Origin of the sequence: Corynebacterium sp. HMSC05H05 (assembly GCF_001807265.1) — a bacterium.
Lineage (GTDB): Bacteria > Actinomycetota > Actinomycetes > Mycobacteriales > Mycobacteriaceae > Corynebacterium.
Map to the genome: position 1 here is coordinate 22406 of NZ_KV788413.1, position 20040 is coordinate 42445.

Annotated in this window: 14 protein-coding genes, 3 tRNA genes and 1 pseudogene; 5 read left to right on the forward strand and 13 right to left on the reverse strand. The window is 65.3% G+C overall.

Annotated features, from left to right (window positions below; genetic code table 11):
• Positions 1-12: 12 nt before the first annotated feature.
• Positions 13-1434 (reverse strand): 3-isopropylmalate dehydratase large subunit, encoded by a 1422-nt coding sequence (leuC, locus tag HMPREF3151_RS10335; protein ID WP_070475616.1) that lies wholly within the window; start codon positions 1432-1434, stop codon positions 13-15.
• Between the two features lie 94 nt (positions 1435-1528).
• On the opposite strand from leuC, the gene HMPREF3151_RS10340 reads away from it, so the two are divergent.
• Positions 1529-2185, forward strand: coding sequence for an IclR family transcriptional regulator (locus HMPREF3151_RS10340; RefSeq protein WP_246815256.1), 657 nt, complete (start codon positions 1529-1531; stop codon positions 2183-2185).
• A gap of 37 nt (positions 2186-2222) precedes the next feature.
• On the opposite strand, the pseudogene HMPREF3151_RS11875 reads toward HMPREF3151_RS10340, so the two are convergent.
• A pseudogene (locus tag HMPREF3151_RS11875) lies at positions 2223-2393 on the reverse strand (Y4yA family PLP-dependent enzyme); the annotation flags it as partial.
• A gap of 184 nt (positions 2394-2577) precedes the next feature.
• Between HMPREF3151_RS11875 and HMPREF3151_RS10345 the strand changes: the two are divergent.
• Complete coding sequence (locus HMPREF3151_RS10345; RefSeq protein ID WP_083290306.1) at positions 2578-5169, forward strand: YhgE/Pip domain-containing protein; 2592 nt, start codon at positions 2578-2580, stop codon at positions 5167-5169.
• On the forward strand, positions 5166-7355 hold the full coding sequence (locus tag HMPREF3151_RS10350) for a YhgE/Pip domain-containing protein (RefSeq protein ID WP_070475621.1): 2190 nt from the start codon (positions 5166-5168) through the stop codon (positions 7353-7355). Before HMPREF3151_RS10345 ends, HMPREF3151_RS10350 begins: the two co-directional genes overlap by 4 nt.
• Positions 7356-7363: 8 nt before the next feature.
• Here the strand turns inward: HMPREF3151_RS10350 and HMPREF3151_RS12240 are convergent, their stop codons facing one another.
• Positions 7364-7489, reverse strand: coding sequence for a hypothetical protein (locus HMPREF3151_RS12240; protein ID WP_256365535.1), 126 nt, complete (start codon positions 7487-7489; stop codon positions 7364-7366).
• Positions 7443-9137, reverse strand: coding sequence for an alkaline phosphatase D family protein (locus HMPREF3151_RS10355; protein WP_070475623.1), 1695 nt, complete (start codon positions 9135-9137; stop codon positions 7443-7445). Before HMPREF3151_RS10355 ends, HMPREF3151_RS12240 begins: the two co-directional genes overlap by 47 nt.
• Before the next feature lie 136 nt (positions 9138-9273).
• Between HMPREF3151_RS10355 and HMPREF3151_RS10360 the strand changes: the two genes are divergently transcribed.
• Entirely contained in the window at positions 9274-11112 is a 1839-nt protein-coding gene (locus tag HMPREF3151_RS10360; RefSeq protein WP_070475626.1) for a purple acid phosphatase family protein, read from the forward strand.
• A gap of 70 nt (positions 11113-11182) precedes the next feature.
• On the opposite strand, the gene HMPREF3151_RS10365 is transcribed toward HMPREF3151_RS10360, so the two are convergent.
• The 9 genes from HMPREF3151_RS10365 to gltX form a co-directional block, all read right to left on the reverse strand.
• Positions 11183-12628 (reverse strand): FAD/NAD(P)-binding protein, encoded by a 1446-nt coding sequence (locus HMPREF3151_RS10365; RefSeq protein WP_070475629.1) that lies wholly within the window; start codon positions 12626-12628, stop codon positions 11183-11185.
• Positions 12629-12638: 10 nt separating this feature from the next.
• Complete coding sequence (locus HMPREF3151_RS10370; RefSeq protein WP_070475632.1) at positions 12639-13214, reverse strand: HD domain-containing protein; 576 nt, start codon at positions 13212-13214, stop codon at positions 12639-12641.
• An 80-nt stretch (positions 13215-13294) separates the two neighbouring features.
• Positions 13295-14116 (reverse strand): PhzF family phenazine biosynthesis protein, encoded by an 822-nt coding sequence (locus HMPREF3151_RS10375; protein WP_246815257.1) that lies wholly within the window; start codon positions 14114-14116, stop codon positions 13295-13297.
• 63 nt (positions 14117-14179) lie between these two features.
• Positions 14180-14252: transfer RNA gene (locus HMPREF3151_RS10380), tRNA-Glu, on the reverse strand.
• Between the two features lie 64 nt (positions 14253-14316).
• Positions 14317-15588 carry an alpha/beta hydrolase gene (locus HMPREF3151_RS10385; RefSeq protein WP_246815258.1) on the reverse strand — a complete coding sequence of 424 codons (1272 nt, stop codon included), beginning with the start codon at positions 15586-15588 and terminating at the stop codon, positions 14317-14319.
• A 25-nt stretch (positions 15589-15613) separates the two neighbouring features.
• Positions 15614-16846, reverse strand: a complete 1233-nt coding sequence (locus tag HMPREF3151_RS10390; RefSeq protein WP_083290307.1) for an alpha/beta hydrolase — start codon at positions 16844-16846, stop codon at positions 15614-15616.
• Between the two features lie 63 nt (positions 16847-16909).
• Positions 16910-16982 (reverse strand) — tRNA-Glu (locus HMPREF3151_RS10395).
• Positions 16983-17012: 30 nt separating this feature from the next.
• Positions 17013-17084 (reverse strand) — tRNA-Gln (locus tag HMPREF3151_RS10400).
• Positions 17085-17241: 157 nt separating this feature from the next.
• The gene (gltX, locus tag HMPREF3151_RS10405) at positions 17242-18729 is read right to left on the reverse strand and encodes a glutamate--tRNA ligase (protein ID WP_070475638.1); all 1488 of its coding nucleotides are present in this window, start codon (positions 18727-18729) and stop codon (positions 17242-17244) included.
• A 749-nt stretch (positions 18730-19478) separates the two neighbouring features.
• On the opposite strand from gltX, the gene HMPREF3151_RS11670 reads away from it, so the two are divergent.
• Positions 19479-19907, forward strand: coding sequence for a hypothetical protein (locus HMPREF3151_RS11670; protein ID WP_083290308.1), 429 nt, complete (start codon positions 19479-19481; stop codon positions 19905-19907).
• Positions 19908-20040: the final 133 nt, after the last annotated feature.

Here is a 20040-nt window from a genome sequence, read left to right on the forward strand (position 1 = left end):
CTGAGTGCTCCTTTACAGGTCTGCGGGGCTAGCAAGGTGGCCGGTGACAGCGGTCGCTGCGGCGACCAGCGGGGAGACAAGGTGGGTGCGCCCGCCGGGGCCCTGGCGGCCTTCGAAGTTGCGGTTGCTTGTCGACGCACTCCGCTCCCCCGGTTGCAGCTGATCCGGGTTCATGCCCAGGCACATCGAACACCCGGCAGTGCGCCACTCGGCGCCGAAGTCCGTGAAGATCTTATCCAGGCCTTCCTCTTCCGCCTGCTGTTTGACCAGCGTGGAGCTGGGCACCACCAACATGCGGGTGTGCTCTGCGATGGTGCGGCCCTTGACCACCTCGGCGGCGGCGCGCAGGTCCTCGATGCGGGCGTTGGTGCACGAGCCGAGGAACACGGTGTCGATGGCGATGTCGCGCAGCGGCGTGCCCGGGGTCAGGTCCATGTAGTTTAGTGCCTTGGCGGCGGCCTGCTTGGAGGTTTCGTCGGTGAAGTCCTCCGGGTCCGGCACGTTTTCGCCCAGCGGCAGCCCCTGGCCGGGGTTGGTACCCCAGGTGACAAACGGGGTAAGCGACGCGCCGTCGATCTCCACCACGGAGTCGAACGTCGCGCCCTCGTCGGTGGGCAGCGTCTTCCAGTACTCCACTGCCGCGTCCCAGTCGGCGCCCGTTGGCGCGTACTCGCGGCCTTCGACGTAATCGAAGGTCTTCTGGTCGGGCGCGACCATGCCGGCGCGCGCGCCTGCCTCGATGGACATGTTGCAGATGGTCATGCGCGCTTCCATGGACATTTTCTCGATGGCCTCGCCGCGGTACTCGATGATGTGGCCCTGGCCGCCGCCGGTGCCGATCTTTGCGATGATCGCCAAGATCAGGTCCTTCGCGGTGACGCCTTCCTGCAGCTCGCCGGTGACCTCGATGGCCATGGTCTTAAAGGGTTTCAGTGGCAGGGTCTGGGTGGCCATGACGTGCTCCACCTCGGAGGTGCCGATGCCCATGGCAATCGATCCGAACGCGCCGTGGGTGGAGGTGTGCGAGTCACCGCAGACGATAGTCATGCCCGGCTGGGTGATGCCCAGCTGCGGGCCGACGGTGTGCACAATGCCCTGCTTGACATCGCCCATCGGGTGCAGCGTCACGCCGAACTCCTCGCAGTTCTCGCGCAGCGTGGCAACCTGGGTCCGCGAGGTCGGCTCCGCGATCTCGAGGAGCTGGCCGGAGACGATCCCCTCGGTGGGCACGTTGTGGTCCTCGGTAGCCAGGTGCAGCTCCGGGTGGCGCATGGTGCGCCCGGCCAAGCGCAGCCCCTCGAACGCCTGCGGCGAGGTGACCTCGTGCAGGAGTTGGAAATCGATGAAGATGAGGTCGGGCTCGCCGTTTTCGCCCTGCTTGACCACGTGGTCGCGCCACACCTTCTCTGCCAACGTTAACGGTCTATCCGCCATAGCAAACTCCTTCGCGTTTCCTCCCCGCCTTCCCACATAATGAGATGGTAGGATTCGAACTGTGAGACAGTATAACGAAGGATCAGGCATCAAAGTGCTCGACCGCGCAGTGGCAATCGTGGCCGCGGTGGCCAGCGGCGACAAATCGCTCGCAGAGCTCAGCGACGCCACCGAGCTGCCCCGGGCCACCGCACACCGCATCGCCACAGCCCTCGAGGTGCACCATGTGCTCGCCCGCAACGAACGCGGCGAATGGTCGCTCGGGCCCGCGCTGCCCAGCTACACCGGCGGGCCGTCGCCGAAGCTGCTCGCGGCCGCAGCCCCGGTGCTGCGCGACCTCGTCGAGACCACCGGCGAATCCGCCCAGCTCTACCAGCTCACCGGGACCACGCGCACCTGCATCGCCGCCGAGGAACCTGAAAGCGGCCTGCACAACGTAGTCCCTGTCGGCTCCCACCTGACGCTCACCGCCGGCTCCGCCGCCCGCGTCTTCGCCGCCTATTCGCTTATCGACGCCACCGCCTTTCCAGCCGACGAGCTCGCCACCGTCACCGACACGGGGCTCGCGGAATCCGTCGCCGAGCGCGAGGTCGGGCTCGCCTCGGTATCCGCGCCGGTGTTCGGGCCAGACCGCCGCGTCGCCGCCGTGCTGTCCGTCTCGGGCCCGGCCGAGCGGCTCGGACCGAGCCCCGCAGCCAAGTGGGGCGCCGCGCTCAAGGACGCCACCGCTCGACTGAGCGCCGAGCTCTAGCCGAGCTCCGGCCTGGTACTGGGGGCGCCAACGGGCCTCAGCGAACGTCGATGTCGTCCAAGCGCCCCGCGGGCCACACCACGTTCTTCGCCAGCGGGATCTGCTGCGACGCGCTCTCCAGGATGTGCATGAAGTACCCAGCGGTGTTCGGGAGCGCGACGAGGTCTCCCGCCGCCACACTGCCGGGGAAGCGGATCTTCCGTCGCAGTTAGGCCCAGACCCGGGCGTTCCCGCCGCCGAGCTCGGGAAAGGAAACGAGGGGCGTGCCGCCCACGGCGGCGGGCAGGCCCAGGGATAATTCGAAAAGCATGAACGCCAGCTTTTGCGTTTCGGGCCGGCGGGCCGCCGCGGGGCGTTTCCCTTAACGCTCTGTTGGAGGGTACGCTCGCCACGTGAGAAAGAGCGGGCAGATTCTTGTACGGGACATTCGTCGCCTACTGCGCGTTCCCCGGGCCTTCATCATCATCGTCGGCGTGCTCATCATCCCCGCGCTCTACGCGTGGTTCAACATCAACGCCTTCTGGGACCCCTACGCCCACACCCAGAGCATCCGCATCGCGGTGGTCAACAACGACCGTGGCGCCTCCGCCGAACGCGTCGGCGAGGTCGACGTCGGCGAGCAGATCACCGAGCAGCTCAAGGGCAACGACAAGATCGGGTGGGTCTTCCTCCCCGAGGACGAGGCCCGCGACGGGCTCATGCGCGGCGACTACTACGCCATGTTCCTCATCCCTCCCGAGTTCAGCGAGGACCTGCTGAGCCTGGTCAGCGGCACCTACACGCAGCCGGTGCTGGAGTACTACGTCAACGAGAAGAGCAACGGCGTCGCCCCCTCGATCACCGACGCCGGCGCCTCCGCCGTCGACACGGCCGTGTCCGAGGCCTTCAAGAAGAAGGTCGGCGAGGCCGCGGCGACCGAGCTGCGCAACAAAGGATTCGCGACGCGCGCTAACGCCGAGGAGGCCCGAGGCAAGGCCTCCGGGAGCTTCGGCCAGATCGCCGCCGACCTCGACGCCGCCCAGGGGCGGGTGGCCACGATGAAGCAGAGCATCAGCGGGGCGCGCCCGGTCGTCGCCGAGCTGAGCACCCTCGTCGGCTCCGTCGACGACACCCTCCGGTCCGTGGACTCCTCCCTCGCCGAGGCCGAGGGGATCATCGCCGAGCTGCAGAAGTCCTCCGCCGGTTTCAGCGCCGACACATCGACCGCGCTCGTCGAGTCCACCAACGCGCTCAGCCTCGGCGCCGCCTCCGCCAACGCCTCCATCGCGGAGGCGACGGGCCAGCTCGGCACCGCCCAGGGGCGGGTGCGCTCCGCCGTCGGCGAGGTCGACGGCGTGGTCAAGCAGGGCGAATCCGCCGCCGCGCAGCTGCGCGCCATGTCGGCCGGGGCGGCCCTATCGCCCGAGGTCCGCGCTCAGCTCGACGCCGCGGCCAGCGCGCTGGAGGAGCGTACCGCCGCCTCCCGCGCCGTCCTCGACGGCCTGAACAACGTGGACCGCAGCGCCGGCGCCGCGCTGGCGTCGATAGGCGAGCTCGGCGACTCCCTCGAGGCCGCAACCGCCAACTCCAACGCCGCAGCGCGCGACGCGAGCACGCAGCTCGGCGAGTCCGTGCCCGCGATCAACGCCTCGCTCGCGCAGGCCTCCGGCAGCGTCGCCTCCGTACGCGGCGCGCTGAGCAGCCAGCGTGCCCTGCGCGAGGAAACGACCTCCCTGCTCGCCGGGGTGGACAACCAGCTCGCGGCCAGCCTCGGCATCCTCGACGAGGTCTCGGGCAACCTCGGCACGCTTGCCGACGGCGCCCGCTCCGCCCAGTCCGACATCAACGCCCTCCTGGCCACCTCCGACTCGAAGGCCCTCAACACTGTCACGAACCTCAACTCCGCGAAGATCGGCGAGTACATCTCCTCGCCCGTCACCGTCGAGCAGCAGGACGTCTTCCCCACGGAGAACTACGGCAGCTCCATGGCCTCCTTCTTCACCAACCTGGCCCTGTGGATCGGCGCGTTCGTGCTAACGATCATCTTCCGCGTCGAGGTCGACACCGAGGGCTTCCGCCGCCTCACCGTCGGCCAGGCCTACCTCGGCCGCTTCCTCCTCTTCGCCACGCTCTCGGTGCTCCAGGCCGTCGTGGTGACGCTCGGCAACGTGGCCTACGGGGTGCAGATGCAGTCCGTCACGGCCTTTCTCGCCACCGCAATCGCCATCGGGGTCGCCTACACGGGGATCATCTACTCCATCGTCTCCGCGCTCGGCCACATTGGCCGCGGCATCGCCGTCTTCCTCGTCGTCATCCAGATCCCGGGCGCGTCGGGCCTCTACCCCATCGAGCTCATGCCCGACTTCTTCCGCCACATCTACCCCTTCCTCCCCTTCCGCTACGGCATCGACGCGATGCGCGAGACCATCGCCGGGTTCTACGGCCACCACTACCTCCGCTTCATGGCGGCGCTTCTCGCCATGTCCGCCGCGGCCTTCGCCCTGGGGTGGCTGTTCCGACTCACCTCCTCGCACGCCAACCTCCTGTTCAACCGCCAGCTCGCGCGCACGAACCTGATCACCAACGAGAAGGTGGAGGTCATGGGCTCGCCCTACCGCGCGTCCGACATCATGGCCGCCCTGTCGGACCGGGATGAGTTCCGCGGTGACGTCGAGAAGCGGGCGCGGATGCTGCGGGAGAACTACCGCACCCTCATCTTCGGCGGGATCGTCGTGGGCGTTGTCGGCATCGCCATCATCACCCTGCTCACCATGCTCCTGCCCACCGACAAGACGATCATGCTGGCCATCGTCGTCGCCTGGTCGCTGCTGATCACCCTCTACCTCGGCGCAGTGGAGTACTTCACGCAGAGCCTCGTCGACGCCGAACAGGTCTCGCGCCTCGGCGAGGCCGAGCTGCGCGACGCCGTGATCCACCGCCACGACTCCGCCGGCACCAGCGTCACCATCGGGCCCGCGGACGCCGAAAGCGAGGACACCAAGTGAGAACCGTCTTCTCCATCGCCTACAACGACCTGCGCCGGCTCTACACCAACGTCATGGCGGGCATCGTCATGGTCGGCCTGATCGCCATCCCCTGCCTCTTCGCCTGGTTCAACGTGCTGGCCGCGTGGGACCCATTCGGCAACACCGAGCGCCTCGAGGTCGCGGTAGCCAACACCGACCGCGGCCACACGAGCGATCTCACCCCGCTGGCCGTCAACGTCGGCGACATGGTCCTCTCCCAGCTCTACCGCGACGACTCTATGGACTGGGTCATCACCGACGCCGACGACGCCATCGAGGGCGCGAAGTCCGGTGAGTACTACGCCGCCATCGTCTTGCCGCCCACGCTGAGCGACGACATGTTCACCTTCTACGCCGGAAACGCCGAACCCAGCCGCATCGACCTTTACGTCAACGAGAAGAAGAACCCCATCTCCCCGCTGCTCATCTCCAGCGGCACGCAGGGCGTCAGCGCCCAGATCAGCGCGTCGTTTACTAGAGTCCTCGCCGAGGTGTCCTTCGGGTTGATCGAGACGACCTCGGACTTCTTCAACGAGGCGCAGACCAAGCAGGCACTCGACTCCATCGAGACGCGCACCGCCAGCGTCCGCGACCAGCTGCTCTCCAGCGCCAGCACCGTGGACGCGCTCGCCTCGCTCACCGAGTCGAGCGTGCCGCTCGTCGACAGCGCCGAGCGGATCTCCGGGGCGCTGGGCGACTCCCTCGGGCAGGTCCGCCCCGTCGACCTCGGGGTCACCGGGGCGAGCCTCGGCGGAGACGGCGCGGCGCTTGCGGCGGCGCTGGGGGCGACGTCGGTAAGCTTCGCCGCCGTGAGCGACCGTGTCGACCAGCTGCTGGCGGACTCCTCCGTCACCTCCCAGGCCACCGCCGCGAACCTGACGGACATCGCCGCGCGCATCGATGTCCAGGTGAAGCAGTACACGGCGCTGCGCGACACCATCAACGGGCATGTCGCCCCGGCGCTTCCCCCCGACGCCCAACCGGGGGTGCGCGCGGTGGTCGGCGACCTCAACGACGCTATCGCCCGCCAGACGGCCGTGCGCGACCGACTCAACGACGCCGCCGCGCGCCTCACCACCGGGCAGGGCGGCCGGGACGGGAAGAACGCGGACCGGCAGGAGATCGAGGACTCGATCGCCCGGGCCCGCGAGGCGATGGACTCGGCCAAGAATTCCTACGACACCGGGATCCGCCCGCGGCTCGAGGCGCTGTCGGGCTCGCTGGACAACGTCCGCGCGAACGTCGACAAGGCCCGCTCGGACATGGACGGCGTCTCCTCTGCCCTGGCCAACCGGCCCGGCTCGCTGCGCGACACCCTCGCAGCCTCCGGTGCGGACCTGCGCGACACGGCGGAATCCCTGCGCGCCAACGCGGCGAGGATGCAGGAGGCGCAGCAGTCGATCGCGCAGGCGCGCTCGAGCGGGGACCTGACGAAGCTGGCTGACCTCGTCTCCAGCCACCCGGAGGTGCTCGCCGACGCCCTCGTCGACCCAGTCAAGGTGGAGCGCAAGGAGGTCTTCCCTCGCGTCAGCTTCGGTGCCGGCATGGCCCCGCTCTACACGGTGCTCGCCCTGTGGGTAGGCGCCCTGTTGACGTCGGTGGCCGTGCGCACGGACGACCGCTCCATCGAACAGAACGTGGTCGATCCCGACCGCCTCACCGCGGGCCAGAAGTACTTTGGCCGCTACCTGACGTTCGTGACCACCGGCCTGGCCCAATCCACGCTCCTCATGGCGGGGCTCATCGTCTACGTGGGCATCGAGCCCGCGCACCCCTTCCTCCTCTTCGTGGCGGGGTGGGTCTCGAGCCTGGTCTTCCACCTGATCTGCTACACGCTGGTGCTCTCCCTGAGCAACGCCGGCAAGGCCGTGGGCGTGCTCATCCTGGTGCTCCAGGTCTCGGCGGCGGGCGGCGCCTACCCGCTGCAGCTGCTGCCGGGCTGGACGCAGGCGATCAGCCCCTGGCTGCCCGCGACCTACTCGATCCGCGCTATGCGCGCCGCGGTCTTCGGCACCTACGGCTGGGACTTCTGGCGAGACCTCGGCATCCTCGTCCTCTTCGCGCTGCCTTTCCTCTTCCTCGGCCTCTGGCTGCGCCACCGGCTGCACCACGCGATCAGCCGCATGGACGAGGCGGTCGCCCAGACCAAGGTGATGATGACGTAGGCCGCCCCCTACAGCTCGATGGTGCTGCGCACGCGCGCGGTGACCAGCCCGCCCACCCAGATGTCGCGGCCGTCGTCGATAAGCAGATTATGCTTCGACGAACCCCTCGCCGATGCGCCACTGGCGTTCCTCACCCAAGCTGACGGAAGCGTCCGGGTCCTCCACGTCCGAGACACGGTAGTAGAGCATGTCGACGTAATCGCGGTGGATGCTCGCCACGCCGTAGCCGTGTGCGTCAAAATCGATGTGACTGACCCACGGGTTGGCGTCCCGAATTGTTTGCTCCACCAGCAACGACGTGGAGTTGTCCTCCTTGTGGTACGTGCCGAACGCGCTGGTGAGGATCTCGTCCACATTGGGGGCGGAGATGGAGGTGGTGACCATCTCGCAGCCGATCTCGCCGAAGCCGGACGGCGAGGCGATCGAGTTCGCCCACTCCGAGTGAATATCGCCGGTGAGAAACAGTGCGTTCGATTCCTGCTCGTCCAACATGGTGAGCAGGCGGTCGCGCTCCGCGGCGTAGCCGTCCCACTGATCCGAGTTCACCGCGATACCCGTTGCACGCTCCTTCATGTAGCCGGCCGCGATGTTGGCCTTCTCGTTGTCCGCGATGGTGACAAAACGCATCGGCGAGACCATCACCGAGTTGCCCAGCACGTCCCAGCGGGCGGTGGATTCCTGCAGCTGCTGCGCCACCCAATCGAACTGCTTTTTGCCCAGCATCGTGCGGTCGTCGTTGGCGAAGTTCGCGCCGGTGGTCTCCTCATCGCGGTAGGTGCGCAGATCCATCATGGTCAGCTGCGCCAAGTCGCCGAACTTGAAGCTGCGGTAGAGCAGCTGCTCTTCGCCCGCGGACTGCGCGCGCACCGGCAGCCACTCAAAGTAGGCCTGCACCGCGGCGCTCAAGCGCTCCGGCCACTCGCCCTCCACACGGCCGTCGGTGTGGTTCTCCGCGCCTGCAAACCAGCTGTTGTTGGCCGTCTCATGGTCGTCCCAGATCACAATCCACGGGCACGCCGCGTGCGCGGCCTGCAGGTTGAGGTCCGTGCGGTAGCGGCCGTGGCGCTGGCGGTAATCCTCCAGCGTGGTGATCTCCCACTCCGGGTGGTGCATGCGCGCGACACCGCTCTTACCGACGTACTCGCCGGTCGGGTACTCGTAGATGTAGTCACCGAGGAAGACCACGTGGTCGATCTCGCCTGCGCGGGCGCGCTGTGCCATGTCGCCGTACGCGGCGAAAAAGCCGGACTCCCAGTTCGCGCACGACGCGATAGCCAGGTTGAGGTTGTCCACGCTCGCGTCAGCCTCAGGCGCCGTGAGGGTGCGGCCGACCGGGGAGGTCGCGCCCTCAAACTCGCCGTTTTTCACGATAAAGCGGTAGAAGTACTCCGTCGCCGGCTCCAAGCCGTCCGGGTCGACGTGGACAGTGTGGTCCGAATCCGCCGAGGTGGCCACCGTGCCCGTCTGCGGGTTTTTGAAGTCCTCGGAGGTGTCGATCTGCCACTCCAGCTCCACGTCCTCTCCCAGGCCTGAGCCCGGCAGCGCCTCGCGCGACGGAGTCACGCGGGTCCACAGCACCACTCGGTCCGGCAGCGGGTCACCGGATGCGACGCCGTGGAGGAACGGCAGGTCCCACTCGCTTGCCGGGGTCGGTTTTTCCGGAGTGGACACCGTGCCGCGCCGCGCGGCGTAGGCGCCGCCGGTGCCGATGGCGGTTGCGGCTGCTGCCGCTGCGACAGTTTGCAGGAACACACGACGATTGACACGGAACTTTGAGCTCATGGAGCTAACTTTTAACCAGCTGTAAACCTGGTGCAAGAACAGCAGACCGATGTCACTTGAAATTCATGTTCAATTCACCGAGGTGTCTTGCTACTTGTAACCACCTGTTAAAAACAGGTGATTTAAGTGGGCAACCATGACTCTCCTGCGTACCCACCGTTCTCTGCGCCGCAACGCTGTTGCCACCACCGTCGTTGTCTCCCTGTTCGCACCGGTGACCGTCGCCGTCGACGCCACCGCCCAGGACGACGCGGTCAACACCAAGATCAGCCGCATCGTGCTCGGCATCGGCTCCGACGCCACCGAGGCCAACCTGGCGTGGCAGTCCAAGACCAACGAGATGCAGTACCTGGAGTACTGGCCGGCAGACAATCCGGACGACGTCACCAGCGTCGAGTCCCCGCGTGGCCCTTACAACGCGGCAATCTTCTACCCGCACGAAGCGACGATGACCGGCCTTGAGCCGGAGACGGAGTACGTCTACCGCGTAGGCAACGACGACCGCGGCTGGAGCGAGGAACGCACCTTCACCACGGGCGAGGATTCCGACACCTGGAACTTCCTGGCCATGGCCGACGCGCAGATCGGCGTGGACGCGAAGATCGCCGAGCAGTCTGCCGCGTGGAACAAGGCCGTCAACGTCGCCACCGGCGAGCACCCGGATTCCGCATTCCTCATGCACCTGGGAGACCAGGCTGAGGGCTGGGGCGCGCCGGTCAAGCAGCTCGAGGAGTTCACCGCTCCGGAGGCCCTGCAGAAGTACCGCCTGGCGGTACTGAAGGGCAACCACGAAACCTACGCGCCAGACCGCCATTTCCAGGACACCTACTTCCTGCCCAACGAAGACGGCGCCAGCGCCAACTACTTCTTCAACTACAACAACGTCCTGTTCATCGGCCTCGACGGCAACCGCTCCAGCGCTGCGGACATCGAGGCGCACGCGAAGTTTGTCAACGACGCAATCGCCTCCAACGGCGCCGACGCGGACTGGATAATGGTGGGCATCCACCAAGCCCCGTTCTCCCAGGGCACCCACTACACCGACTCCGACGTGGTGCGCCTGCGCGAGCAGCTCACGCCGAAGCTTTCCGAGGCCGGCGTGGACCTGGTGCTGAGCGGCCACGACCACATCTACACCCGCACCCACCTGATGAACGGCTTCGATCCGGTGATCCCGGAAGGCGCCGCCAAGTCCGGCGACGTGCTGATCCCGGAGGACGGCGAGGTGCTTTACCTGACCTCCACCACCGCCACCGGCGGCAAGTACTACGACTTCCAGGACGAGTCTGGCGAGACGCACCCGCACGTCCGCGAGGAGCGCGCCCGCGACCTCGCACACGATTCCACCGCCCGCTGGCGACAGGACTACAACCCGGACTACACCAGCATCGACGTCTCCCCGACCGAGCTGAAGCTGACCACCTACAACATCAACACCCCGTACGTGGTGGACCAGGTCACGCTGCAGAAGAGGGACGCGCAGAAGCCGGAAGAGACCACCAAGCCGTCGACCGAGCAGAAGCCGACCACCGAGGAGAAGCCGGCGCCTGAGGTCGTGACCACGACGCAGACCTCCGAGAAGCTGGTCACCACGACGAGTACCTCCGTCGGCACCGCCACGGTGACCGAGACGTCCGTGCAGACCGCGCCTGCAACCAAGACGGTGGAAAAGACCAAGGAAATGCCGACCACGGTGAAGGAAACCGTGACGAAGACCGAGACGGTTGAGGTGCCGACCACCATCACCAAAGGCGCTGAACCGGAGGTCACCACCAAGAACGCCGAGCCGCAGGAGCCGGCTGAGGATCAAAACACTGACAAGGACGCCGCGGGCAGTGTGTCCGGCAGCAGCACCGGCGGCATCATCCTCACCGTGTTGGCGATCCTGATCGCGGTCCTGGGCGCGATCTTCGCGGCACTGTCCTACGTCCACCCGCAGTGGATCCAGGACATCCGCAAGCAGTTCAACATCTAGCGCCAAACAATCAACCCGCCACCGCGATCACCCGGATCGCCGTGGCGGGTTCTGCGTTTTTGACCAGCCGCTACTTACGCTCTGCCGCAGCGGCACTCACGCGGTCTGCCCAGCGATCAATGCCGTGCTGCTTGGTGCGTTTCAGCGTGTCGTGGCCGAGCACCAGCCCCTCGTTCATGCGGCCAGCCGCGGCGAGGTGTTCCTGCCCCACGAGCGTGGCGTCCGGCTTCACATGCAGCGCATTCGTGTCAGCGTAGCGCAGTCCGATTCCGGCGTCCACCAAGTTGCCCACCAGCGTGCCTTCGACAATCCCGGGCGGCGCCTGCACCGCGTCGATGACGACGGTCGCGCCAACCTCCTCGGCCAAGTCGCGGAGGTCCTCTTCTCCGCGGGCGATGAGCTCGGTGCGGATCCGGCCTTCGTCGATAAGCTCGAGCATGATCTGCGCGGACTCCACCGGCGGGCCGAAGCCGACGCGCTCCAGCGTGGACACGAAGGCGTCGAAGTTCTTCCCGCCCAGGGTGTGGCGCCCGCCGTAGGAGGCGCGGTCGATCACCGCGTCGTAGGTGTCGCGGAAAGCCAGCGCCACCGCAAGGGCCGGCGTCCACGGGCGTTCCCCGCGCGCCGCCGCGACAGATGCGCGGAGCTCCGCCACTGGGTCACCGGTGAAGTCTTCGCCGCGCAACACCTTCCGGATGTCGTCTTCCCCGCCGTCGCCGTCAGCGATGCGGAGGATCTCCGTGGCACAGTCCGCGAGTATGTCTTCTAGCTCGTCGAGGCCTTCGCACTCGAGGATCTTCTGCGACGCCGCCTCAATAGACGGTTCAGCGGCCTCCTTTGCCTCGCCTTCGAGGTACGCCTTGACCTCCATGAAGCGGCCCGACCGGGTCACGGGATAGAAGACTTTCGCGTCGGCGTACTTGACCACGTCAATAAACGTCAGCGCCGCGCCGCGGACCAACGCAACATCGTCCGGGCTCACCGCGTCCAGGTTCGACGCCGGGTAGACGGGAGCAATCACCTTGAGGTCGCCGAGGTCCGCATGCGCGAGCGAGCCGGGCCAGTCATGCGCATGCCCGGTGACCATGAGCACCTCGTCGAAGTGCTCGCCGAGCACGTCTACCCCGCTGTCGGTGGGCTCGACCATCTCGATGTTTTCCACTCGGTGGGTGAAACTGCAGCGCGGCGGCAGATTCTTCTCGAGAGCGCGCCACGACTTGTCCAGGTGCTCGCCGACATGCTTTCGGCTGGGAAAATCGCCGGGAAGCTCATCGTTCGGGTCGAGCGGGCCGAGTTTCGTCTCCACGATCGACTTCGGTGCATTAAGGATGAACTCCTCCGGCACCGAATCCCGAAACGCCCCGGGCGCGGAGGACTCCTCCAGCGGCTTGGCGTCGAACACCGTCACGTCGATAGCCGCGCCACGCTCCCGCGCCCGTTCCATGAGCTCTTCTGACGCCCACAGGCCGCGCGGGCCGGCGCCGATAACCGCTACCTTCATCACCGAATTATCCATGCGCACCAGCTTATGCGCGGCGTGCCTCCAGCCGCTCTACCTGGCGGGCCAGCTCCTCGCCGAGCAGGTTGCCGGGCAGCCGTTCCTGCACCAGGTCCGCCACGGAGCGGTACCACCACAGCTGGCGCTCCTTGCCGGAGTTGAAGCGGCCCCACAGCTCGTCGCCCAGCGCATCGAGGTCCGCGTGGATGGACAGCAGGTTGTGCAGCTTGTCGGCGGCGGAGATGAGCACGCTGCCGTCGTCCGCCTCACGCAGGTGCGCCAGGTACGCGTCCGAGCGGTCCTGCCAGCTGGAAAGCGTGCTGTCCTTGGTTACTCCGCGCACCAGCTCCACCACCCGGTCGCCGAACTCCTCGGCCATGCGCTGCGGGCTGTACTCTTCGGGCACGTCCTCCAAAATGTCGTGGAACAGCGCCGCGATAAGCACGTCCTCGTCGTCGGTGACCTGGGAGACGAGGTGCATCACACCGACAACGTGGGAGACGTACGGGATGTCGGTGCCTTTGCGCACGTGGTCACGGTGCGCCCACGCTGCGGTGTTGATTGCTTTGATAAGTCGCGGGGACGCGACGGGAGCATTGGTCATGCCAGACCCCTTTCTGCCGGGAACGCTTCACACGATACGAGCGCGTCCGACATCGCCACCCCACAATTCGAACGCGCGTTCTACTCGACGTCCAGCGTCCCACGCACCCGCACCCGCGCGCGGCCACCAACCCAGATGTCCTCCCCGTCGTCGGTGATCTCCACCCGTCCGTCGCGCCCGAGCGCCGTGCCCTGCGAAACCGTGTACTCTGCCGGCACATCTCCCCTCCCGCGCAGCCACTGCGCCATCGCACCGTTCGCGCTGCCAGTCACGGGGTCCTCGAACGTCGGCGTGAAAGCGCGCAGCTCATAGGCCGGATCCGACCCACCCGTCAGCGCCGCAAACGCCACCTTCAGGTCGCTATCCGCCGGCTTCTCCAACACCCGCAGCGCGTCCAGGTCATCTAGCAGCGCCAGCTTCCAGCCGGGGCCGTTGTCGCCGAAGGCGGCGTCGACAAGCAATTGCTTCTCGACGCCAAAGGTGTCGCACACCTCATCCTTTTCCTCTGCCGAGAGCCGGTCGTCGCGCTTGAGCGGCGGAGTGGCGAACGCAAGCGAGTCGCCTTCGATGCGGACCTCGACGTTGCCCACGCCGCACTCCTGAATCACGCGGCCCTGGTTGCGCGGCGTGTTGCCGAGCTCCAGCCACGCGCGCGCCGTGCCGAGCGTGGGGTGGCCGGCGAAAGCGTACTCCTCCACCGGAGTGAAAATGCGCACCCGGTAGTCAGCTTCGAGATTCGTCGGCTCGAGCAGGAATGTCGTCTCCGAGAAGTTGGTCCACGACGCAATCTGCTGCATCTGCTCGTCGCTGAGATTATCCGCGCCGCAGATGACGGCGAGCGGGTTGCCGGTGAACGCGCCGGTGGCGAAGACGTCGATTTCAAAGAAGTCCAGGGAAGTCACCCCGCCAAGGCTACCAACGCAAAAACTCCCGACCCGGAGTCCGGATCGGGAGCTTTTGCTTTGTACCCCGTACGGGATTTGAACCCGTGTTACCGCCGTGAGAGGGCGACGTCCTAGGCCGCTAGACGAACGGGGCGCGCTCGCTTGTTTGCGACTTGTTAAAGATAAAGGACGCTACCGCAAACTTACAAATCGCCTGGTCAGAGGCCGGAAACACCAAGCGCCGGGCCCAGCGTTTCCCAGCTTGCAACCAGCTCTCGGCGAAACAGCCCGTAGTTGTGGGTGCCTTCCTCGAACTCGTACCAGTCCGGGTTCAGCCCCTTGCGCCGTGCTTCGGAGAGGAAGTGCAGGGTGCAGGTGTAGGCCAGCTGCTCATCCGGCACGAGCAGCGGCTCCGGCGAGTCCTCCACTGGCACGTCCCACTTTGACGGCAATCCGCGCGAGGCGGTCAGGAACAGTGTCTTGCCCTTGAGGTCCTCGACGTTGCGCACCGGCGAGTGCGCCGCCCAGGCGCGGTCCCACGCCCGTCCCCACATTTTCGACGGGTCGCCCTTGTACTGCTTGACGGTGCCGTACGCGAAGGCCTGCCCTACTAGTCCTGTGGTCGACGGGCAGGACGAGTACGTGCCGGCGGCGACGAAGCGGTCCTCCATCGCCGCGATGTGCAGCGCCGGCCCGCCGGACATGGATAGCCCCGCGATTGCGTCGCGGCCGGTGCCGTGGAAATGCTCGTCGATGAGCGGAGGCAGCTCCTTGGTCAAGTAGGTGGCCCACTTGTACACACCGAGCTTGGGGTCCTTATCCGCCCAGTCGGCCTGCTGCGAGCCGACGGAGCCGCGCGGGGTGACCACGTTGATCTGCTTGTCCGCGAAGAACTCGGAGGCGCCGCCGTCTTTCCACCACGGAGTTTTCTCGCCGCCGCCCGCGCCGCCGAGCAGGTAGTACGTCGGCCGCGGCGTCGTGTTTTCCGGTCCACCGGCGGGCAGGATCAGCTCGTTTTCGACCTCTCGGCCCATGGACGGCGAGTACACAGTAAGGACCCACACGTTGTCTTGCACGTGCTCGAGTTTCCGGAACTGCGCGGGCGGCGCGTCCGAATCCGGGAACGTTCGGTCAATCACGGTGCTGGAGCCGAGCGCTTCGGCGGCCACGGAGCTGCCGCCGAATAGGTAGCGGCCGAACAGGAGGTCGCCCAACGCGCCGCTCATCATCGCACCAAGCAGGATGAGCGGCACCGCAATCGGCGGGGTTCCTGGCCGCAGCTGCCCAAACCCGTCCGCGAGCGAGGATCCGAGCCCGCCGGAGCCGAAGATCGTGGCGATCGCAGAACTCAACGCAGGGGCATGTGCTTGCCTGTCGACGAGCCCAAGGTCTTCCCCACCTTCCACCGCCTGCGCGGGCTGGGCAACGAGCAGACTGACGGTGGCGACTGCGGCGCACAAAGATACGCCGCGCCGAAAATGTTGTTTCACACCCGAAACTGTAGCCGAACACGTGTCAGCTACTCGATCTCGAGGACCCGCCGACGGGCTGCGGCGCCTCGTCCGGAAGCGGCGTCTTCGTCACTGGGGTCTCCCTAGCGAACGGTTGCACGTCAAGAGCCGGCCCGATTACACCCCAGCTTTTGCGCATGGACTTCTCAAACAGGCCCCAGCTGTGCGTGCCCTCTACCTGCGGGTACCACTGCACGTCCAAGCCTGCGCGCTGCGCTCTATCCACGAAGTATTCCGAGCAGGCATATGATGCGGCCTCGATCGCCACGGGCGGGCCGATGCGTTCAGCGGAGGTCTTCGTGTCGTCGATGGCACCGGGCACTCCCTGCGCCGCGGAGACAAACAGCTTTGTGCCTTCGAGCGCATCCAGGTGCAGCACGGGCGAGTGCGCCGCCCACGCCGGGTCGGAGGACATCCCCCACATCTTGCGGGGATCCGCCCCGTTGAGCTTCAGGGCCTGGCGCACGTACGTGTCACCGAGCACGCCGGAGGTGGCCGGACATCCGGAGTACGAGGCCGCGGCGGCGAACCGCTCCGGTTCCAGGGACGCGATGTTTAGGGCGGGCCCGCCCGACATGGAAATGCCTGCGATCGCGTCGATGCCGGTGCCGTGGAAATGCTCGTCGATAAGCGGAGGCAGCTCTTTGGTGAAGTACGTGAGCCACTTGTTGCGGCCAGTCGCCTTGTCCTCGCGGTACCAGTCGGCCTGCATCGAAGAGACCGAGCCGATCGGGGTGACCACATTGACAAGTTTGTCCTGGAAGAACTCCTGGTAGTCGGAGGAGTTGCGCCAGGACCAGCCGTTGGCCGCGCCGTCCGCGCCCATCAGCAGATACAGCGTCGGCCGCGGGGCGTCGTTGTCCGGCCCGCCGGGCAGGATCACCTCGTTTTTGACCTCCCTATCCATGGAGGGCGAGTACACGACGACCTCATAGACGTCGTTTTCTATGTGCGTCACCGATTTCAGGGTCGCGGGCTTCGCGTCCGGATCCGGGAAGGTGTCGGCGACGTTGCTGGAGCCATTGCTTAACGACGACCCGGTGCCACTCATCCCCTCATACAGCGGCGCACCGAATACTCCCCCGCCTAGCACCGCGAGAAACAGTGCCGGAACCGCGAGCAGCGGAATCGAAGAAGACAGGCTCGACGCCGCAGCTGGAACACTGAACGCATCGATGAGACTGGACCCACTTTGACGAATTTCACCGCTGAACAGCGACGACAACTTCCACACCATGCGGTCACAGTACCGGAAGCGAAAAACCTCCGACCCAGCAACTGGATCGGAGGTTTTGCGTTGTACCCCGTACGGGATTTGAACCCGTGTTACCGCCGTGAGAGGGCGACGTCCTAGGCCGCTAGACGAACGGGGCATTAGGACACAGAACTAAAAAGCTCTGCAGCTGGCCTACCAGGACTCGAACCTAGAATGACGGTACCAGAAACCGTTGTGTTGCCAATTACACCATAGGCCATCGTTTTCCAGTCTGACCTGCGCTTTCCCTTTCGGTGTTGCGCCTGTCTGCTGAACAACGTGGACTACTATAACCATGGATAGCTAAAGCAACCAAATCCGCAGGCCACCGCACAAATCGCGGCGGCCTTTATTGCGCTATAACAACAGCGTTGTAACTACTCCGCGGCCTGGTATGGGGTTACCTCGCGTGCCGCGCGCAGACGCTTCAGCGTGGATTCGCGGCCGAGCAGCTCCATAGACTCGAACAGCGGCGGGGAGACTGCAGCGCCGGTAGCGCCGACGCGCAGGGCACCGAACGCGACGCGGGGCTTCAACCCGAGGTCGTCGATAAGCGCCTTGTTCAACGCCGCCTCGATGTTGGGCGTGGTCCACTCCTCCACCGCTTCCAGCGCGGCGATACCGGCGTCTAGCGGCTCGATGGCGGTGTCCTTGAGGTTCTTCTTCGCGCTCTTCTCGTCCAGCTCCAGGTCCTCGTCGGCGGTGACCAGGAACTTCAGCAGGTTGTAGCCCTCGGACAGCACCTTGATGCGTGTTTGCACCAGGTCCGCGGCAATGGCGAACTTGTCCGCCGGGTAGTCCTCCGGGAAGTCGGTGTGCTCGGTCAGGTACGCGCGCAGTCGGTCGCGGAAGTCCTCCGGTTCGAGCAGGCGGATGTGGTCGGCGTTGATGGCCTCGAGCTTCTTCTGGTCGAAGCGGGCCGGGTTGCCCAGCACGTCGTTGACATCGAAGGCCTTGACAAATTCGTCGACGCTGAAGATGTCCTGGTCCGCGGACAGCGACCAGCCCAAAAGCGCCAGGTAGTTGATCATGCCTTCCGGGATGATGCCGTTGTCGCGGTGGTTGAACAGGTTGGACTCCGGGTCGCGCTTGGACAGCTTCTTGTTGCCCTGGCCCATCACGAACGGCAGGTGGCCGAACTCCGGGGTGAACTCTGCGACGCCGACGCGCTTGAGCGCCTCGTACAGCGCCATCTGGCGCGGGGTGGACGACAACAGGTCCTCGCCGCGCAGGACGTGGGTGATGCCCATCAGCGCGTCGTCGACAGGATTGACCAGCGTGTACAGCGGTGCGCCGTTGGAGCGAGCGACCACGAAGTCCGGCTGCGTCTCGGACTTGAACGTCACCTCGCCGCGCACCAGGTCGTTCCAAGTCCAATCCTGGTCCGGCATGCGCAGGCGCCACACCGGCTTGCGGCCTTCCGCCTCGAACGCGTCGATCTGTTCCTGCGTCAGGTCGCGGTCGAAGTTGTCGTAGCCCAGCTGCGGGTCGCGGCCAGCAGCCTTGTGACGCTCCTGGACCTCTTCGTTGGTGGAGTACGCCGGGTAGACCTCGCCGGCCTCGATGAGCTTGTTCAGCACGTCCGTGTAGATCTCGGAGCGCTGGGACTGGCGGTACGGCTCGTGCGGGCCACCCACGTTGATACCTTCGTCCCAGGTCAGGCCCAGCCACTCCAGCGACTCGATGATCGCCTGGTAGCTCTCCTCCGAGTCACGCGCGGCATCCGTGTCCTCGATGCGGAACACAAACGTGCCGCCGGAGTGGCGCGCCTGCGCCCAGTTGAACAGTGCCGTGCGCACCATGCCCACGTGCGGGGTTCCAGTTGGTGACGGGCAAAAACGTACGCGCATTGAAGAGTCAGTCATGTGCGCAATCGTAGCGCGCAGAGCCCCTCGCTTATCGACGTCCTCCGGTGCACCACCGAAAGGAGCATGGCAATAACCGATGCGCCGCCTATCCTCCCGGCAACGTATTTGAAAGTTCAACTGGCTCGAGACCCCCCGATTGGACAAGTCAACTCAACTAGATCCTCTTGCGTCCAAACTGACCCTGCCAACGACGCCCAATACGGCGACGCCTCATTCTCTAGGGCGTGCCCCACCGCAACTGCAAGAGCCTGTCACGGACGATCGATGTGGCGGTGCCGAAACTCCGTCACGGCCCATCCTTCCCTTACTACTCGAGCGCCGATCACGCGCAAAGAGCACGCAATCGATTCCGATTCGGCGGCCAGCCTGTCAGAATCCAAAGCCCTGCGAATGCCGAAAGAACTCGACGAGATGGTCACCGTTTCGAAAAACGCCCGCTCGATATCTACGGTTTCGGCTACCTGTCCCGTAACATGCTCAGCTTGAAATAGGCGCGGGCGACCCGATAGTTGTCGCTGGAGTCAATCTCTTTTCTGTACAAACCTGAGATGGGAATGGTGCCAGCACGAGTTGCAATTGGATATAACGAGGGAGACCCTCCGGAAAAGTGGGGAGCAATGAAACATACATTGTCTACATCTATTTATCCTCCCCTCTACGTTACCCTCGGACACGCTTCTAGTTCAGGTGGCCGGATAGAGACGACCACGCCACGAAATAAATCGACGTACAGATAAGGAAACTTTATGAATGAGACATCTACGTGGTGTTTTTTCACAAAATTCGTGTGTCGGTACGACCAACTTGATGAAGCAAAAGCAAGGCACCAAAGATGCGTCGATGTAGTGCGCGAGAAAAACAGAGTGCACTTCTCGTCTGAACAGGCATACCAAGCTGGACACAGTGAACCAACTTTTGAACTCCTCCTGTCAGAGATCATCCCACCGAGCGAGAAGCTAAGCCCGGAAGAGGAAGCGGAGTACTCGGTATTCTTCTTCGTAACTGTTGCTGATGTTCCCTGTGATCCCAATGAAGTCGATGATGCGGTGCGACTATTATCAGCAAAACTTGAAATTGATTTCGAGTCAGGGATCCCTGCGAAGTTCCCAAGCCGCACACGCGGTATTCGTGTCAGCGAAACCGGTCATGAAATTGAGCAATGCATCTACCAATAGGGGTAGTCACCCCTATTCACCTTGCTAAGCTGGCCACCCTAGACTTTGCGTCTGCTTTACACCGAGTCGAAAGTAAGAAGCAAAAACACCACCCCGGGACAGAACCGGCACAACATTCTGCGACCGCAGAACC